The organism is Acidobacteriota bacterium (assembly GCA_016196035.1).
Classification (GTDB): domain Bacteria; phylum Acidobacteriota; class Blastocatellia; order RBC074; family RBC074; genus JACPYM01.
Genome location: JACPYM010000077.1, coordinates 14796 through 31697, shown reverse-complemented (window position 1 = coordinate 31697; position 16902 = coordinate 14796). Strand labels below are relative to the sequence as shown.

The window sequence follows — 16902 nt, the reverse complement described above, 5'->3', positions numbered from 1 at the left end:
TCAGTTACCGTAACTAAGCGCGTGTCCATTGCCTCTCCTCCGTAGTGATCTGTCACTCCTGAAAGGAAATAGGCTTCATGACCGACTGTTAAGTGCCGTGCAAAAAAACTAGGTAATGACAAGGCGTCAGCAAGGGCTGCTTTACGCCAGTCCAGCCCTTGCTGACCGCGGGCTACTGACACGAGATTTACCCGCATCCCACCCAACTTCCCCACTACCAAAAAACGTAACGCGTGGCTTCTGGGTTACGCTCATAGTGGGTGGCGATGGCGGCTGTCGGCTCTAATGTAATTGGGTCGAGGCGCACTAGGGAATCGAAGAGTGCATCTTCGATATTGCCCTCAAGCACAGCCTGCATGAACTGCGGATCGAGCGAAGTCGGTTCGCCCCAGTTCTCGAAAACCAGCCGCCGCGCCGTGGGCTTTTTCACGCGGCCAAAGTAGCCGTCGCGCGATTGGCACGCCGTCAGCAACAAGGCAATTAGCAGAATCCAGATTCGCATCAGTTGGTCTCCACCCAGGCAGACTTGAAAGCGGAGGGCATGCGCCGGGTGCTGCAGAAGGCCTTTGAAATGGGTATCTTTTGGCTGCATTTCAATCTCCGTGCCGCCACCAGTGAGCGCATAGCACCACTTCTTTGGTTGGGTACTGCGGGGCTATGGATTACGTCAGGTTTACGAACGCCCGACGCCTCGCTTAAAGCAGCTTCGGCTTATGTATTCAGCGGGCGGTCTACGCCCAGTCTTTTTTTAGTCGTAGCTCTTCGATTCGGTAGGCGTGCTGCATCTCATGCAGTAGCAGTTGCCGAAACATGATCCAGACGGAGTAATGACTGTACTCTTCGTGCGCCGCCGTCCGTAGCCAATCGGCTTCGGCAAGCTGCTGCAACCGCTCGACGAGGCGCGTTCGTTCGCGCACATACAAGGCCAGCGCTTCGTTCAGAGCAACGTTGAGTAATGCGCCTGCTTCCTCCTCCGGCGAAGCAGACATCGGCGTGATTTGGGGCGATGTTTCGGACAGCATCAATTCCAACCGTGCAAGGTAAAGGGTGTCTATCGTCGTGATGTGGCACGCGTGTTCATGCACTGACCATTTGTTGGGGCTGGGGCGACGCTTCAAATTCTGTGGCAGCACTTCGCGCACGAGACCAATAATGATTTCAGGCGCGCCCGCTAAAGCCGCGATCAGTGTTTGCGGATGATTCATAATCTTCTTTACGGCGCTCATTTCTTACGGCGAATTGAGTACAGCTTCGTTTCTGTGCGTACCAGCAAGCGCTCGCCCACAATGGCGGGCGTCGCCTGCGCCATTTCGTCCAGTTCATTCACATGCAATAGCTTGAATGTCTCGCCCGCCGCGATGACGAAGGTCTGGCCTTCTTCGCTCAGGCAAAACAGCTTGCCGTTGTATGCCCAGGGCGAAGTCGTGAAGGCCGTGGCCGCCGGATCAATGCGTGTCTTGTAGCTTTGCTTGCCCGTCTTCGCCTCAAAGCGGGTGAGGATGCCCGTTTCAGTCAGCACATAAATGCCGCCTTCATAGGCTAAGGACGACGGCAAGTACGTTCCCGCGCGCGGTTGTGACCAGACGACGTAATCGTTCGAGGTTTGGCCTTTTTCCAGCGAAATATCGCCTTTGGCGCCGGGACGCAAGGCCACGAGCAAGGCCCCACGCCCGCCGTTGATGTAAAGCAATCCGTCATACGCAAAGGGCATCGGAATCGGCGCCCCCGACATTCCCGCCATGCGCCACAGTTCTTTCCCTGCCAAGTCGTAACTCACGACGACCTCTGGCCCCACGGCGACAATCTCGGTGCGCAGCGCGTGCCGCCACACATAGGGCGTCACCCAGGCCGAGCGCCTTCCCTGCGGGCCGATTTCCCGATTGGTGCGCCAGACCTCCTTGCCTGTTTGTTTATCGAAGGCGGCAATGTATTGCTGCTTTTCGTTGTCGTTCACGATGACCAGCATGTTTCCGATAAGCGCGGGCGAACTGCCGGTGCCGAAATCAAGATAGATCGGATTCGCTTCGAGCGGCGTTGACCACACTTGCTTGCCCTTTAGGTCATAGGCCCACAACCCCAGATTCGCCACATAGACATAAATGAACGTCCCGTCGGTCACGGGACTCTCTGACGTAAAGCTGTTTTTGCGGTGCCGTCCGCCCGGCGGTTGCCCGGCGTGAAATTCCTTTTGCCATTCGACCTTGCCGCTCTTCAAATCCAGGCAATAGAGCAGGTAATGCAGCTTTACTTCTTTGGGCAGTTCGATGTCGCGCTCAGTCACGCGCTCAATCACCTTATCCATCGGCAATCCCTGTTTTTGCAGTTCGGCGACGTATTCGTTGCTGTATTCCGTCCCGACTTGGGGCGGCTTCGATTTGCCCTCGGTCGTCGCGGTGGTGAGGTAGACTTTGCCGCCCGTCACAATGGGCGAAGACCAGCCACGTCCTGGAATCTGCTGCAGCCACTCGACGTTTTCGGTTTTCGACCAGCGTTCAGCTAGCCGCGCATGTGTGCCTACCGGATTCGAGTCCGGCCCGCGGAATTGCGGCCAAGCAATGTTTTGGCCGTAAGCTGTGGGTGCCGCCAGGAACAGTGCGCACGCCAGACCGGCTAAGCGCATGTGCATGTGGCAGCCAATCGCTTTGCGGATACCTTCCAGATTAGGACAAGGTGTACTCATTATTGTCTCCTATGATTTGATTGTGCCCTGACCAACGTAGAAGGGAAGCCAGAGTCAAAAGAGTAAAACCAGCATGAGGTACGTTATCATTTTTTACTCTCTTTCAGAATTTGGTTTCAACCAAATAATTTCAGCCGTTGCAAGTTGATTGCCCGCCAGATCGTCTGCGGTTACGGTGGTTTGAGCGGGCGGTTGCGCGAGGGCGGGTTAATTTTCGCGTCGGGCCTTTCATCGTGACCCGGAAAAAATTATAGTTTGGCCGGGAACTTCTCCTTGAACCCCGTGTCTAAGTGGGTGTCGTTACCGAAACGACGCAGCGCGAAATAAAACGCCCCACGAAAACCCGAACACATGGGGGCACGCCCAGTACAAGCAAACGGAGAGCGCGCATGCTGGCTGAGAAAGAGGCATTGCTGATTGCTGGAATCGAAAAGCTCCGGCAGGTGGAGGTGGCGGAAGACGCCGCGCCACGTTCAGCAGTCGTCTGCTTGCAAGACACCCGTTTGATCGCGCGCCTGAAAACGGGCGAATTGGCGGCCTTTGAAGAGTTGGTCGAAGAGTTTCAACCGCTGGTTTACGTGCTTTGTTACCGCGTGCTCAATGACAGCGAAGACGCCCGCGATGCGGCGCAAGAGACGTTTTTGAAAATCTACCGCCACTTTTCGCACTTTCGCGGTGAGGCCAGTTTGAAAACCTGGATTTGCCGCATTGCGATCAATCAGGCGCGTTCGTCAGAACGCTGGTGGCGGCGGCGTTACCGCAAAGAGACGGTTTCGCTCGATGCGCCGGTCAATTGGCAACGCGGGCAGGGCGACGAAGCCGAGCAAGCGCCGAGCGAGTATTTGCCCAGCGCGGACGCTTCGCCCGAAACCGAAGCGTTGGCCAGTGAACGCGGACGCCAGTTGGAGCACGCGTTGACGGGCTTGAAAAAAGATTTTCGCATCGCCGTGGTGCTGCGTGACATTGAGGGGCTGGCTTACGAAGAGATTGCCTATGTCACCGGTGCCAATGTCGGCACGGTGAAATCACGCATCGCGCGTGGCCGCGAAATGCTGCGCGAGGCGATTGAAAAACAAAAGTAGGAACGGCGCGGGCTGTTCTTACGCAAGTTTCGAGGGGCGCGCCCAGCAGGCCGTGAACGTTTTTCGACGCTCAAAGCCGATGGGTCGGCGAAACCGGAGATGAACGCACGATGGGTCAGCAACTCCATTGTGGTTCTATTAACACGCGTTCGCGGCGGGCGCGCTCCTCGAAAAATAGTTGCTGGTTCGTAAGGCGAAAGCCATTCGGGTTGTCGTTATGAGTTGCAAAGAGTTTCCATTGCTGATGTCAGCCCAGGTAGATGGGCACGCGACCGAGCGCGAACAAGCCAAGTTGCAGCAGCATCTGCGCGCCTGCGCCGCGTGTCGCCGTTACGCCGCTGATTTGCGCGGGCTGCGCGCGGATTTGGCGAAGCTCGAAACTTCCCATGCGCCGTTGGGCAGCGGCCCCGATCTGACCCTGCAAATTCAGGCGGCGTTGCAACGCGAAACGCGCTTGCACGGCAATCCAGTACAGCGGCGGCAGGATTTGATTGATCTTTGGATGATGCGCCTGTTTTCGCAAAGCATCGGCACCGTCGTTTCACTGGTCTTATTTCTTTTCGTGGTGACTGCCGTTTTCCGCCCAGCCTATCGCACTTTGCTAGCGGCCGTGCCCGAACCGCAAGTGGTCACGGCGGATGATCCGATTGACCCGGCCATCCGTTATCGCGTGCTGATTTTGCAACCGCCGCCGCCGCCGGCCTTCAACCCGCACGCAGCGTTGTTGCAGTTGGGTCAAACGCTGCCGGAAGATTCTGAATTCATCGCGACCGTGCGCGTGAATGGGAAAAATGGCCGCGCCAAATTGGGACAATTGCTCGAACAGCCCGGCCTGGCGAATGCGGGCAACGACCCCACGTTGCTGAGCAGATTCTCGACTGTGCTTTATCAACAAGCCAGTTTTCAACCGCTTCGCCGGAACGAATTCACCAGCAGCGATGCGGTGATCGTCTTCGGCAAAATGAACGTCTCGGCTCACCTGGATTAGTTCCACGATAACAACTCGGGCTTGTCCTGCGGTTACCTTGCGCAACTGCCTCGGCAAGCTCTATCTCAAAAACGTTTGCGGGCTGTTGGCACAGCCTGCCTGGGGAGAAGTGTCGGCAAAATCGCCAAATCGGAGGTACAACGATGCAAGTCAATCATCAATCCGCCCAGCCCAGTATCAACGTCACACCGTTGATAGACGTGCTGCTGGTGTTGCTCATCATTTTTATCGTCATCAGCCCGATGAAACCGAGCCGCTTTGAAGTGAAAGCGCCTGAAAAAGCCGAGGCTCCCGCACACACAACTGACGACACGCTGGTGGTCACGGTCGGTGCGGGCGGCGGCTATCAGTTGAATAGCAGTCCGGCGGCAACCTTGAATGAACTGGAAGGGCTGTTGCATTACGCGCTCGACGCGCGCCCGCCGGATCGCAAAGCCACGTTCATCAAAGCGCCGCACGGCCTCCAATACGGCGCAGTCGTGCGTGTGATTGACACGATGAAGGCCGCCGGGTGCGCTCCCATCGGTTTACAACTCGAAAATCTGGATTGAGCGGAGGTACAGCAGGCTGCCAGCCTGCTGATGGGCGCTGGCCGGACGCCCTCACAAAGGGCCACTGGATCGGTTTGGCAAAGCGGCTGCCAGCCTGCTGAAGGGCGCTGGCCGGGCGCTCGCTTACCTTCAGGCGTTTCAACCGCCAGCCACAGCAGGCTGGCAGCCTGCTGTACCCCCGCAGATTCCATCGGCAAGGCAATTCACTTCGCGCCCGTGGCGAATCAAGAAGGGAGACTTCGCGATGTTCGATAAATTAGTTGAATCAACCAAAACCAAAACCAATTACCGGGGCGGCAGAATCTTCTTCCTGACCGGGCTGGTGTACGCCGCACTGCTGACCACCTTGGGCGTGTGGACGATTCTGGGGTTGAATCCGGGCTTGGCGGAAAGCTTTGACCTGACGAAACTCGCCCCGCCGGTTCCTATCCAAGCCGGACCTCCGCCAGTCAATCTACCCAATCGTACTGTGCCCCAAGCCGCGCCGAGTTTCAGACCGGCAGACCCCAACACCCCGATTCCAAATCCGACCGCCATTCCGAGTTTGAGTCCGATAAGGAATGACCGGGTTATTTATACAGGGTCACCGACAAGCGGGGATTGGGCGATGAATTTAGCGCCAGCTTATGTGCCTGGGGCGGGCGGCAATGTCGCGCCGCCGCCACCGCCGCCCGCGCCAAAACCAACGCCCGATCCAGTTCCGGAAGCCAAACCGACGCCCAGACAGGTCATGAAGATTTCGGATGGCGTTACGAAAGGGCTGGCAATCCATCGCGTCACGCCCGCTTACCCGGCCATCGCCAGAGCCGCCCATGCCTTCGGCGCAGTGCAAATACAGGTGCTGATTTCGGAAGAAGGGCGCGTGCTGGATGCGGATGTCATCAACGGCCCCCCGCTGTTGCGGCAAGCGGCGCTCGACGCGGCGCGGCAATGGGTCTTTCGCCCAACATTGCTCAGCAATGTGCCGGTCAAGGTGCAGGGTGTGCTGACCTTTAACTTCACGTTGAATTAACGCGCCCGACGGTTGTCCTTCAGTGTAGACAAGCGCAACCCAAAAAACTTCGGCCAGAGCAAGCGTTACGTGACGTTTGCTCTGGCCGGTTGTTTGCCGATTATTTGGATGCCTTGGATTGACTCTCAATGCCGCGCCGTAGGCCGTGTTTTAGCGGATTTGGGTTTGGCTTTCGCGGGTACTTTGGTGCCCGCCTCGCTGACACCAGCAATTTCAGGCAGCTTGGTTTTTGATTTGACCGGCGCCGAAACTGTTTTGGCCTTGAGCGGCGTACCATTCCCGCCATTGGTTGTGACCGCAGGCGTGGTTGGCTCGCTCAGGGCTTCTTTCAGCACCTGACTGATGTGGTCAACGAAGACGAACTTCATCTCGCGTTGCGGCTCTTTCGGCACGTCTTCCATGTCCTTGCGGTTTTGCGCGGGCAGCAGGACTTTCTTGATCTGCGCGCGATAGGCCGCCAGGACTTTTTCTTTTACCCCACCGATGGGCAGCACGTTGCCCCGCAGCGTGATCTCGCCGGTCATGGCGATGTCGCGGCGGACGGGCCGATTGGAGAGCGCCGAAACCATCGCCGTCGCCATCGAGATACCCGCCGACGGGCCGTCTTTCGGCGTAGCGCCTTCGGGGATATGAACGTGAATATCCTTGGTCGTGAATGAATCGGCGGGGATGCCCAAATCAGCCGCGTTGGAACGTGCGTAAGAATACGCCGCCGCAGCCGACTCTTTCATCACATCGCCCAGTTGACCCGTCAGTTGCAGCCCGCCTTTGCCGCCCATCGTGATGGCTTCGATAAACAGGATGTCGCCGCCGACCGCCGTGACAGCCAAGCCGGTCACGACGCCGACTTGATCGTGCTTCAAAGCCTGGTCGCGTTCGACCTGTGGCACGCCTAGAAATTCGGAGAGGTTGGCGGGCGTGACTTGGACTTGTCTGGTGTCGCCCTCGGCCACGCGGCGCGCGACCTTGCGGCAGATTTTGCCGACCTCGCGCTCAAGCTGGCGCAAGCCCGATTCGCGTGTGTATTTGGCGACGGCATCGCGGAAAGCCGCGTCTGAAATGTGCAAATGGTCGGGCGTGATGCCATTTTCCTCCATCTGTTTGGGCAGCAGGTGACGCAGAATGATCTGTAGCTTTTCTTCTTCGGTGTAACCCGACAGGCGGATCACCTCCATGCGATCACGCAGCGCGGGCTGGATGGTTTCCAGCACGTTGGCCGTCGTCATAAACATCACGTTCGACAGATCGAACGGCACGTTCAGGTAATTGTCGCGGAACGAATTGTTCTGTTCGGGGTCGAGCACTTCGAGCAATGCCGATGACGGGTCGCCGCGAAAGTCGGAACTGACCTTGTCAATCTCGTCCAGCATGATCAGCGGGTTGTTGGTGCCCGCCTGTTGGATGGATTGAATGATGCGGCCCGGCATTGCGCCGACATAGGTGCGGCGATGGCCGCGAATTTCAGCTTCGTCGTGCACGCCGCCCAATGACAGACGCACGAATTTGCGGTTGAGCGCCTTGGCGACTGAACGGCCCAGCGAAGTTTTGCCGACGCCGGGCGGGCCGACCAGACAGAGGATTGAGCCTTTGGGTTTCTCTTTGATCTTGCGCACGGCCAGCGCTTCGATGATACGTTCTTTGACCTTTTCGAGGCCGTAATGATCGGCTTCCAAAACTTCTTCGGCTTTTTTGAGATCGAGATTTTCTTTGGACGTTTTCGACCAGGGCAACGCAACCATGATGTCCAGCCAGTTGCGCAATGTCCCGGTTTCAGCCGCGTCGGGATGCATACGTTCCAGTTTTTTCAACTGGCGTTCGACTTCTTCCTGGGTCTCTTTGGGTAACTTGGCTTTCTCCAGCTTCTCGCGGTACTGCTGGATGTCTTCGGCCAGTTCATTGCCTTCGCCGAGTTCGGTCTGGATGGCTTTGAGTTGTTGGCGCAAATAAAACTCGCGTTGTGAACGATCAATCTCGCCTTTGGCTTGGGTGTTGATCTCCTGCTGGACGGTCAGCACTTCCAGCTCTTTCGCCATCAACTCGTTGACGCGGCGCAAACGGGCCGTGATGTCAATCAACTCCAGCGCCTGCTGCGCGTCTTCGACTTTGAGTTCGAGGTTGGAAACAGCCAGATCAGCCAGGCGCGCGGGGTCTTCGACGGTCGAGACAATCGCCATCACTTCGGGCGATATGTTTTTGCCGAGCGCGACGGCTTTTTCAAGATTCGAGCGCACATTGCGCGTCAAGGCTTCCAGTTCCAGATTCTGTTCGGGCGGCGTTTCGAGCAAGTTCTCAATGCGCGCTCCCAAATAGTCAGGCGATTCTTCCAGATACTTGATGCGCGCGCGTGAGACGCCTTGCACCAGAATGCGGATGCGGCCATCCGGCAATTTGAGCATGCGCATGATGATCGCCACCGTGCCCGTGTCGTAAAGATCGCCCGCGCCCGGCTCCTCTTTATTCACGTCCTTTTGCGCCGCCAGCATGATCATGCGGTTCTCGGCCAGCGCCTGATCTACGGCGCGGATCGAACGTTCGCGGCTGACAAACAGCGGCACGATCATGAACGGGAAGATCACGATGTCGCGCAACGGCAAGACCGGCAGCGATTCGGGAATCTTGAGCTGTTCATCAGCGTCTTCAATTGGCGCCAAAGCTGTTTCTGGGTTTTCGTTCGTATTGGTAGACATAAAAATAGTCAGTAGTCGGTAGTCAGTAGTCAGCTAGTCAGTTGTGCAGATGCTGCCAACTGCCAACTGCCAACTCTCATTCAACAATCGGAATCGCAATCTCACGCCCGCAGGCGTTGGTTTTGGGGAGCCGCACGTGCAAAACGCCTTCCAGCAGTTTGGCGGTGATTTGTTCGGCATCCACGGGCCATTTGATGGTGACGTTCAGCGCAAAGGCGCCATACTCGCGCTCCAAACAAAGGAAGCGCAAAGGCCGTTGCTCATCGCTGGCGGGTTCTTCGACTTCGCGTTCTTTGCGGCCTTCGATGCGCAACCGGCTATCGAGCATGCTCACGCGGATGTGCGCCAGCGAAACGCCGGGCATTTCGGCGCGCACCAAAATGGCGTCCTCCATCTCGCACAAATCAACGGGCGGATGCCAAGCGCCGGGTTGTTGGGCCTGGGCGCGCATTTCATCCACGCGCACCAGCAAGCGCCGCAAGCGGTCACGCAACTGGTCAGAAAGTTCGACGGATAAAGGATTCAGTGGTCGGGTCATGGTTCAAGCCTTCAAAACTGATCGTCCGGGACTTGCTAGCGGAATCAGCGGAAATTGATTCTAGCCGTCGCATGGGGTCGGCGCAAGAAGCCCTCAAAAAGCTCGCGCCAACAAATTTGACGCCACGAATTATCTGCTTACACTGGTTGGCAAACCGAAAGGAAAACCGATGAAAGAACAACTGCTTGAAACCTGGCAGATTCACCAGCGCATCCAGCTATACCTGCTCAACGCCATCGCGCCGGAAAACCTGCGCGACCTCTCAGCGTCTAAAGGCCGCACCGTCGGCGAGCAGTTCGCCCACATTCACAACGTGCGCCTGATGTGGCTGCAATCCGCCGCGCCGGATTTGCTGACCAGCTTGCAGAAGATTGAAAAAGCTGACGCTGGTGACAAGGAATTACTGACTGCGGCATTGAAAGCCTCCGCCGAAGCCATCGGTGTTTTACTGGATCGCGCGCTCTCAACGACCGGCAAGATCAAAGGCTTCAAGCCGCACGCCGTCGCCTGGCTCGGCTATCTAATCGCGCACGAATCGCATCATCGCGGGCAGATTGCGCTGGCGTTGAAACAGGCTGGGCATCCGCTCGACAAGAAAACCGGGTTTGGGATGTGGGAGTGGGGCACGCGGTAGACAATCTCGCAACAAAGCAAAAGCGGTCTGGATTCATTGTCACCAGCCGGAACACTTGAACGGTTTGACTGAAACCTGAAGCCCGAAGCCTGATTCCTGATGAATGAAAATTGATGGCCGATTTTCACTCTGTCAGGAATCAGGCTTCGGGCTTCAGGCTTCAGTGACACCTCATTGGCGGATGTTTTGAGGGCTTTGCCAAGCCGCATCAATGCAAGCAGCCTATTTCGCCGCCGCCGCTTGCGCATACTCTTCCAGCGGCACACACGCGCAGAACAGGTTGCGGTCGCCGTATGCGTTATCAATGCGCCCAACTGGCGCCCAGTACTTGTCCATCCGCGCCGAACCCGCCGGGAAGCAGCCTTCCGCGCGCGAATAAGGACGATCCCAATTGTCATCGGCCAGATCGTGGACGGTATGCGGCGCGTGCCGCAGCGGCGCATCGGCAATGTTGAAGCGCCCGATTTCGACTTCGCGAATCTCATTGCGGATGGCGATCAGCGCGTCGCAGAAGCGATCCAATTCATAGAGCGATTCCGATTCGGTCGGTTCGATCATCAGCGTGCCCGGCACGGGGAAGCTCATCGTCGGCGCGTGGAAGCCATAATCAATCAGCCGCTTGGCGATGTCGTCCACCGTCACACTGCTGCTGTCTTTGAGCGCGCGCGGGTCAATGATGCATTCGTGCGCGACACGTCCGTTGGTGTTCTTGTAGAGCACGGGGAAGTGCGCATCCAAACGCGCCGCGATGTAATTGGCATTCAGAATTGCCACTTCGGTCGCGCGCTGCAATCCCTCACCACCCATCATCAAAATGTAGGCATACGAAATTGGCAGGATCGAGGCCGAACCAAACGGCGCTGCTGACACCGGCCCAACAGGAGTAGTGCCGCCGTCAATCACTGGGTGCCCTGGCAGGAAAGGCGCGAGATGCGCTTTGACGCCGATGGGTCCCATGCCTGGGCCGCCGCCGCCATGCGGGATGCAAAAGGTCTTGTGCAAATTTAGATGCGAGACATCGGCACCGTAATCGCCAGGGCGCGCGAGGCCGACTTGCGCGTTCAGGTTCGCGCCGTCCAGATACACCTGGCCGCCGTGTTGATGAACGATGTCGCAGAGTGCGCGGATTTCGGTTTCAAACACGCCGTGCGTGGATGGATAAGTCACCATCACAGCGGCGAGATTGGCCGAATGCTGTTCGGCTTTGGCCTGCAAGTCGGCCATGTCAATGTTGCCGTGGTCATCGCATTTGACGACGACGACTTCCATCGCGGCCATGTGCGCGGAGGCTGGATTGGTACCGTGCGCGGAAGAGGGAATCAGGCAGATATTGCGGTGCGCTTCGCCGCGGCTGGCGTGATAGCCGCGAATCGCCAGCAGCCCGGCATATTCGCCTTGCGCGCCGGAATTGGGTTGCAGCGAAATCGCATCGTAGCCGGTAATCGCGCAGAGCTTGGCTTTCAAGTCGTCGCACATCTCGGCGTAACCGCGCGCCTGTTCAGCGGGGGCGAAGGGATGCAACGCGCCGAATTCGGGCCAGGTGACCGGAATCATCTCGGCGGTCGCGTTGAGCTTCATTGTGCAAGAACCGAGCGGAATCATCGCGCGATCCAGCGCCAAGTCGCGGTCGCTGAGCTTGCGCATGTAGCGGAGCAATTCTGTTTCGGAACGATGGCGATGAAAGACCGGATGTTGCAGAAAAGTTGAGGTGCGTGTGAGCGCGGCAGGCAAGCCGGCGTTCGCTTCCGCTTCGACTTCGGCAAAGATGAGCGTGCCGCCAAAGGCGCGCCAGACGGCTTCGATGACGGCGGGCGTTGTGGTTTCGTCGAGCGCGATGCCCAACCGACTCGGCAGTACGCGGAAGTTGATCTTCTCGCTGGCCGCACGTGCGATGATTTCGGCCTGCCTGTCACTGGCCCCGACAGTCAGGGTGTCGAAGAAGGTGTCGTTCAAAACGTTGACGCCGAGCAGGCGCAAGCCTGCTGCGAGCACGGCGGTCTTGCGTTGCACGTCGCGCGCGATATGTGTCAGCCCTTCCGGTCCGTGATAGACCGCGTACATCGAAGCCATCACGGACAGCAGCACTTGCGCGGTGCAGATGTTCGAGGTGGCCTTCTCGCGGCGGATGTGCTGTTCGCGTGTTTGCAGCGCGAGGCGATAAGCGGGCGCTTTGCGCGCATCAATCGAAACGCCAACCAGCCGCCCCGGCAGCGAACGTTTGTGGGCATCGCGCACGGCCATATACGCCGCGTGCGGGCCGCCGTAGCCCATCGGCACGCCGAAACGTTGCGCCGAACCAATGGCGATTTCCGCGCCCAATTCGCCCGGCGGCGTCAGCAAGGTCAGCGCCAGCAAATCGGCGGCGATGACAGGCACACCGTTTTGCGCTTTGACTTCGGCAATGGCCGAGCGTAAATCGCGAATCTCGCCGTGCGTGCCCGGATATTGAAAGATCGCGCCGAACACTTCCGCGCCCGCTAACTCCTGCAGCGGATCGCCGATGACCAGCGTCCAGCCCAGCGGTTCAGCCCGCGTTTGCAGCAAGGCCAGCGTTTGCGGATGGACTTGGCTGTCTACAAAGAAGCGCGTGGATTTTGATTTGCTCGAACGTGCGGCGAGCGCCATTGCTTCGGCGGCGGCGGTTGCCTCGTCCAGCAACGAAGCGTTGGCGACATCGAGCGCGGTCAAATCGCAAATCATTGTCTGGTAATTGATGAGCGCTTCCAGACGGCCCTGGCTGATTTCGGGTTGGTAAGGCGTATAGGCTGTATACCAAGCCGGGTTTTCCAGAATGTTGCGTTGGATCACTGCGGGCAGAATGGTGCCGGAATAGCCTTGTCCGATCAGCGAAGTGAAGACCTGATTCTTATTCGCAATTTCGCGCAAACGGTCGAGCGCTTCAGTTTCGGAAAGCGCAGGGCCGAAATCGAGCGGCGCGGCTTGGCGAATGTTGGATGGAATGGTTTGCGTCATCAGGTCGGCCAAACTGGACGCCTGGACGGTTGCGAGCATCTTTTCGATGTCAGCCGGTGATGGGCCGATGTGACGGCGGGCAAAGTCGGTAGCCGGAATTGCGGATTGTGTTTCTTGCATCGGACACTCCCAAAGAAAGCCGCTCAACAGTATGGAGCGCTGTCTGGTTAAATGCCCGATCTGTCGGTTTGCCTGAGAGTGTTATTCCTTCGGCGGGTAACGGCGCAGCGTTTGAAGGCTAAGCCGTTACCACTTTCCAGATGTCGAAAAGGTCAGACGGTCCTTTTGCCTGAGAGATTCCTGGGCGGTTGCTCCTTCGGCGTTGGCGCTGCGGCCAATCTCTCCCGTCACTGACCCGGCGGCGCTTTTGCGCGTGGTGGCTTTATTCCGATTGTGTAGCCACAAAATCTTCGTACTCACTGGCCGAGAGCAGGGCATCAATCTGACCCGCGTTTTCGACCGTGAGCTTGATCATCCAGCCGCCTTTGTAAGGATCGGTGTTGACCAATTCGGGTGAGTCGGCCAAGGCCTCGTTGATCGCGACCACCTCGCCCGAAATCGGCGAGAAGAGTTCGCTGACCGACTTGACCGATTCGACCGAGCCGAAGGCCTTGCCTTGGTCGAATGAATCGCCGACCACTGGCAATTCGACATAGACGACATCGCCCAGGGCGCTTTGCGCAAAGTCGGTGATGCCGACTTCGGCGGTGGCGCCGGTGACGCGCAGCCATTCGTGGTCTTTGGTGTATTGCAGATTGTCAGGATAGTTCGCCATCGCGTGCTCGCTTTCAAAAAAGTATTGATCTCAAGAAACTGTTCTCCCACGAAGCCACACGAAGTATCACGAAGATGTTGCTTGGCCCGATCAAAACACATCTGCCCGCCTTCGTGAACCTTCGTGTAGCTTCGTGGGAGGTGGGTTCATTTTCTTGAATGCTATCGTTAAAAAAGCAGAATGCGGCAACCTCGTGCCAGCCGTCTGCTGCGGCTATAAACTGCTATTTGGCGCGTTTGTAAAACGGTGTTTCAACGACCTGGGCTGTTGTGCGCTTGCCGCGAATTTCCACATCAAAGCGCGTGCCCACGGCAGTGTGTTCGAGCGGCAGATAAGCCAGCCCGATGTTCTTTTTCAGAAACGGCGCGGGGCTGCCGGAGGAAACCTGGCTGACCTGCGCGTCGCCGATCCAAATCGGATAATGTTCACGGGCGATGCCTCTATCAAGCATTTCAAAGCCGATGAGTTTGCGTGTCAGGCCCGCCTCTTTCTGTTTCACCAAAACATCGCGTCCGATGAAATCGCCCTTTTGCAATTTGACGATCCAGGCCAGATCGGCTTCGAGCGGCGTGGTGGTGTCGTCAATGTCGTTGCCGTACAGCGCCATCTTCGCTTCCAGCCGCAGCGTATTCCGCGCGGCCAGACCGCAAGGTTGAATGCCGTATGATTGACCCGCCTCCAGTAGTTTGTTCCAGACCCGTTCAGATTTGTTCGGATCGAAATACAACTCGAAACCGTCTTCGCCCGTGTAGCCGGTGCGCGCGATCAAGGCCGGCACGCCTGCTACTTTGCCGTGGGTGAACCAATAGTATTTGATCGTGCTCAGTTCGACATCCACCAGCGGTTGCAACATGGTCAAGGCCTGCGGCCCTTGCAACGCGAGTTGCGTGTAATTGGGACTGGTGTTGACGGCTTCGGCGTCAAAGCCAGTGGCGTGCTGCCTGATCCAAGCGAAATCTTTGTCGGTGTTGCTGGCATTGATGCAAAGCAGGTAATGCTCGTCGCTGAGTTTGTGCACGAGCAAATCGTCTACGAACCCGCCATTCGGATAGAGCAGGCCGGAATAATGCGCCTGACCAATGTGCAATTTGCTGGCGTCGTTGGTGGTCAGATGTTGGACAAGTTGCAGCGCCTGCGGGCCGTGCACTTCGACTTCGCCCATGTGGCTGACATCGAAGAGGCCGGCGGCCGTGCGCACGGCCATGTGTTCGTCAATCGTGCCGGCGTAGGTTACAGGCATATCCCAGCCGCCATACGACACCATCTTGCCGCCCAGACGGCGATGGGCGGCGTTGAGCGCTGTTTGCTTAAGCGGATTCTCTGCCAAAACGTGTTGCTCTCTTTCAACGGAAAACTGCGGAAAAACGCTGTAACGACGGGTATTTCTTAAGTAGGCGGTCAAGCTAGCACAGGGTTTCCGGCTTCGTCAACAAAGGGTCTTAGCCGAAGAACATCAGGCCGTTTCGCCAGCGGCCAGGCGTAATTCAGCAGGTGTGTTGAGGTTGTTTAGCAACGTTGCCGCGTGGGGCAAATGGGCATAATTGGCAAACGCAACTTCACAGACAGGCACGCGCGAACAGAGCTTATCTATTCGTAGCAATCCTTCATAGAGCATCTGTTGGACGGCAGGCAGGCAGGACGGTTGATAAAAACCGGAGAGCATCTGGCGGCGGCCCGCGTGATCTAAAGGGATGGTAATGGTGGTTGCGGCGCTGGCCGCGTGCTGTGTTTGCAAGAAGGCTAGGAACGCAGGCGTCAGGCGCGGCAGATCGCAGGCCAGGATCAACGCCGTTTCGGTCGGCTGGCAATCCAGTAAAGCAGTTTGAATCCCGCCCAGCGGGCCGCAATAGTCATTGGCGTCGAATAACAGCTTGGCCTGCCAGTGTGCGGCGAGTTGCTGGTAGCGTTCGCGCTGCGGGGTGTCGTGACTGAGCACCACCGTGAAGCGTTGTGCCAGCGGCTGGGCGGCGCGCAGCACGTGTTCGATCAGCGGACGCCCGGATAATTCCGCCCAGGCTTTGTCCGTGCCCATGCGGCTGCTACGACCGCCTGCTTGAATCGCCACCACGACTTGCATTGGTAAAAAAGGAATCTGCCTTTCATTTGCCCGGCGCGAGTTTAGCGCCTGGCGCCTGGCGTGAGTTTAGCGCCTGATAATGCTGCTTCAAAGTTGATGACAAAGCTGAGACGTTTTAGTTCCGAGACATAAGCCGGCGTATTGGCCGCCCGCCCGATGGCAAAACTCTGTTGCTGCAATCCGCTGGGGACTGTGCTGGCGGTGTCTTTGAATTGGATGGCGTAATGGCGCAAGCGGAATTCATCGAACTTGAAGACGGTGGTGAGCGTCCTGGCCGAGAAATGTTCAAGCAAGGCCACTCGCGCGCCCGGCGCCGGGTGTTCGTTGTCGCGGCAGGTGGCGCAATCGCGGGCTAGCGTCAGCAGCATTTCTTTCATTTGCTCGGCATCACGCAAAAAGGCGACGGCGAACAGGTCGCATTGGGCTTCCCACAATTGCGGGTGCGCCGCGTAATTGCGCGGGATGAGCAGATGCCCGACCTCGTGGGCGAGGACGGCTTGTTGCGCCTCTGGCGCGAATTCACGCAGCAGGCGGGTGGAGACGCAGATTTTGGTTTGGCCGCAGACCCAGGCTTCCAGCGCATTCGATTTGACCGCCAGCACTTCGACAGCGGCGCTTAAACGTTCGCCCCGTTCGACCAGTTGCCAGAAATTGACTGCTGCCGTCCAAGCCTGCACGTCATCCAGCAAGGCTGCGGGCAGATGCGCCGCCTCCGCTTCTTTCGAGCCGGTTTCTTTCGCATTGGGTTTGGCCTCCACTTTCGCCGCGCTTTTATCGTTCGCCGCGCAGGCGCTGGTCATAACGTTGGCGAACTGCTGCGGGCACGGCAGCGCCACGCCGGACAAACTATTGAATAAGCAAAGCAGGAAGACTTGTTTCCACATAGCCGTTTTGAGAGTACAAAG

15 protein-coding genes and 1 riboswitch are annotated in these 16902 nt (G+C 57.8%); of the genes, 5 read left to right on the top strand and 10 right to left on the bottom strand.

The window, feature by feature from the left end:
* Window positions 1-214 precede the first annotated feature (214 nt).
* From HY011_23320 to HY011_23310, 3 genes are all read right to left on the bottom strand, one after another.
* Window positions 215-502 (bottom strand): hypothetical protein, encoded by a 288-nt coding sequence (locus HY011_23320; GenBank protein ID MBI3425870.1) that lies wholly within the window; start codon window positions 500-502, stop codon window positions 215-217.
* A gap of 229 nt (window positions 503-731) precedes the next feature.
* Window positions 732-1205, bottom strand: coding sequence for a DinB family protein (locus HY011_23315; protein ID MBI3425869.1), 474 nt, complete (start codon window positions 1203-1205; stop codon window positions 732-734).
* Between the two features lie 17 nt (window positions 1206-1222).
* Entirely contained in the window at window positions 1223-2680 is a 1458-nt protein-coding gene (locus HY011_23310) for a PQQ-binding-like beta-propeller repeat protein (protein ID MBI3425868.1), read from the bottom strand.
* Between the two features lie 389 nt (window positions 2681-3069).
* Between HY011_23310 and HY011_23305 the strand changes: the two genes are divergently transcribed.
* The 4 genes from HY011_23305 to HY011_23290 all read left to right on the top strand — a co-directional run bounded on the left by HY011_23305 (window position 3070) and on the right by HY011_23290 (window position 6313).
* On the top strand, window positions 3070-3762 hold the full coding sequence (locus HY011_23305; GenBank protein MBI3425867.1) for a sigma-70 family RNA polymerase sigma factor: 693 nt from the start codon (window positions 3070-3072) through the stop codon (window positions 3760-3762).
* Window positions 3763-4006: 244 nt separating this feature from the next.
* Entirely contained in the window at window positions 4007-4750 is a 744-nt protein-coding gene (locus HY011_23300; GenBank protein MBI3425866.1) for a zf-HC2 domain-containing protein, read from the top strand.
* Between the two features lie 143 nt (window positions 4751-4893).
* Window positions 4894-5301 (top strand): biopolymer transporter ExbD, encoded by a 408-nt coding sequence (locus HY011_23295; GenBank protein ID MBI3425865.1) that lies wholly within the window; start codon window positions 4894-4896, stop codon window positions 5299-5301.
* Between the two features lie 244 nt (window positions 5302-5545).
* Complete coding sequence (locus HY011_23290; protein ID MBI3425864.1) at window positions 5546-6313, top strand: TonB family protein; 768 nt, start codon at window positions 5546-5548, stop codon at window positions 6311-6313.
* A 125-nt stretch (window positions 6314-6438) separates the two neighbouring features.
* On the opposite strand, the gene lon is transcribed toward HY011_23290, so the two are convergent.
* Both lon and HY011_23280 read right to left on the bottom strand, forming a co-directional pair.
* A complete protein-coding gene (gene lon / locus HY011_23285) occupies window positions 6439-9000 on the bottom strand; it encodes an endopeptidase La (GenBank protein ID MBI3425863.1) in 2562 nt (853 codons plus the stop codon).
* A 76-nt stretch (window positions 9001-9076) separates the two neighbouring features.
* Window positions 9077-9538, bottom strand: a complete 462-nt coding sequence (locus HY011_23280; GenBank protein ID MBI3425862.1) for an Hsp20/alpha crystallin family protein — start codon at window positions 9536-9538, stop codon at window positions 9077-9079.
* A gap of 169 nt (window positions 9539-9707) precedes the next feature.
* Between HY011_23280 and HY011_23275 the strand changes: the two genes are divergently transcribed.
* Window positions 9708-10172 (top strand): hypothetical protein, encoded by a 465-nt coding sequence (locus HY011_23275; protein ID MBI3425861.1) that lies wholly within the window; start codon window positions 9708-9710, stop codon window positions 10170-10172.
* A 222-nt stretch (window positions 10173-10394) separates the two neighbouring features.
* On the opposite strand, the gene gcvP is transcribed toward HY011_23275, so the two are convergent.
* The 5 genes from gcvP to HY011_23250 form a co-directional block, all read right to left on the bottom strand.
* A complete protein-coding gene (gene gcvP, locus HY011_23270) occupies window positions 10395-13265 on the bottom strand; it encodes an aminomethyl-transferring glycine dehydrogenase (GenBank protein MBI3425860.1) in 2871 nt (956 codons plus the stop codon).
* 147 nt (window positions 13266-13412) lie between these two features.
* Window positions 13413-13502: riboswitch (glycine riboswitch) on the bottom strand.
* Between the two features lie 25 nt (window positions 13503-13527).
* Window positions 13528-13920 carry a glycine cleavage system protein GcvH gene (gene gcvH, locus HY011_23265; GenBank protein MBI3425859.1) on the bottom strand — a complete coding sequence of 131 codons (393 nt, stop codon included), beginning with the start codon at window positions 13918-13920 and terminating at the stop codon, window positions 13528-13530.
* Window positions 13921-14143: 223 nt separating this feature from the next.
* Window positions 14144-15247: a glycine cleavage system aminomethyltransferase GcvT gene (gene gcvT / locus HY011_23260; GenBank protein MBI3425858.1), complete on the bottom strand. Its 1104-nt coding sequence runs from the start codon at window positions 15245-15247 to the stop codon at window positions 14144-14146.
* Between the two features lie 126 nt (window positions 15248-15373).
* Window positions 15374-15985 (bottom strand): molybdenum cofactor guanylyltransferase, encoded by a 612-nt coding sequence (locus tag HY011_23255; protein ID MBI3425857.1) that lies wholly within the window; start codon window positions 15983-15985, stop codon window positions 15374-15376.
* 53 nt (window positions 15986-16038) lie between these two features.
* Window positions 16039-16881, bottom strand: coding sequence for a M48 family metalloprotease (locus HY011_23250; GenBank protein MBI3425856.1), 843 nt, complete (start codon window positions 16879-16881; stop codon window positions 16039-16041).
* Window positions 16882-16902 lie beyond the last annotated feature (21 nt).

What these genes read in the sequence shown, in the direction of transcription:
- HY011_23320 (MBI3425870.1), bottom strand. Translation starts at nt 502, where the DNA reads ATGCGAATCTGGATTCTGCTAATTGCCTTGTTGCTGACGGCGTGCCAA.
- HY011_23250 (MBI3425856.1), bottom strand. Translation starts at nt 16,881, where the DNA reads ATGTGGAAACAAGTCTTCCTGCTTTGCTTATTCAATAGTTTGTCCGGC.
- HY011_23305 (MBI3425867.1), top strand. Translation starts at nt 3,070, where the DNA reads ATGCTGGCTGAGAAAGAGGCATTGCTGATTGCTGGAATCGAAAAGCTC.
- HY011_23315 (MBI3425869.1), bottom strand. Translation starts at nt 1,205, where the DNA reads ATGAATCATCCGCAAACACTGATCGCGGCTTTAGCGGGCGCGCCTGAA.
- HY011_23290 (MBI3425864.1), top strand. Translation starts at nt 5,546, where the DNA reads ATGTTCGATAAATTAGTTGAATCAACCAAAACCAAAACCAATTACCGG.
- gcvP (MBI3425860.1), bottom strand. Translation starts at nt 13,265, where the DNA reads ATGCAAGAAACACAATCCGCAATTCCGGCTACCGACTTTGCCCGCCGT.
- lon (MBI3425863.1), bottom strand. Translation starts at nt 9,000, where the DNA reads ATGTCTACCAATACGAACGAAAACCCAGAAACAGCTTTGGCGCCAATT.
- HY011_23280 (MBI3425862.1), bottom strand. Translation starts at nt 9,538, where the DNA reads ATGACCCGACCACTGAATCCTTTATCCGTCGAACTTTCTGACCAGTTG.
- gcvH (MBI3425859.1), bottom strand. Translation starts at nt 13,920, where the DNA reads ATGGCGAACTATCCTGACAATCTGCAATACACCAAAGACCACGAATGG.
- HY011_23275 (MBI3425861.1), top strand. Translation starts at nt 9,708, where the DNA reads ATGAAAGAACAACTGCTTGAAACCTGGCAGATTCACCAGCGCATCCAG.
- HY011_23295 (MBI3425865.1), top strand. Translation starts at nt 4,894, where the DNA reads ATGCAAGTCAATCATCAATCCGCCCAGCCCAGTATCAACGTCACACCG.
- HY011_23310 (MBI3425868.1), bottom strand. Translation starts at nt 2,680, where the DNA reads ATGAGTACACCTTGTCCTAATCTGGAAGGTATCCGCAAAGCGATTGGC.
- HY011_23300 (MBI3425866.1), top strand. Translation starts at nt 4,007, where the DNA reads ATGTCAGCCCAGGTAGATGGGCACGCGACCGAGCGCGAACAAGCCAAG.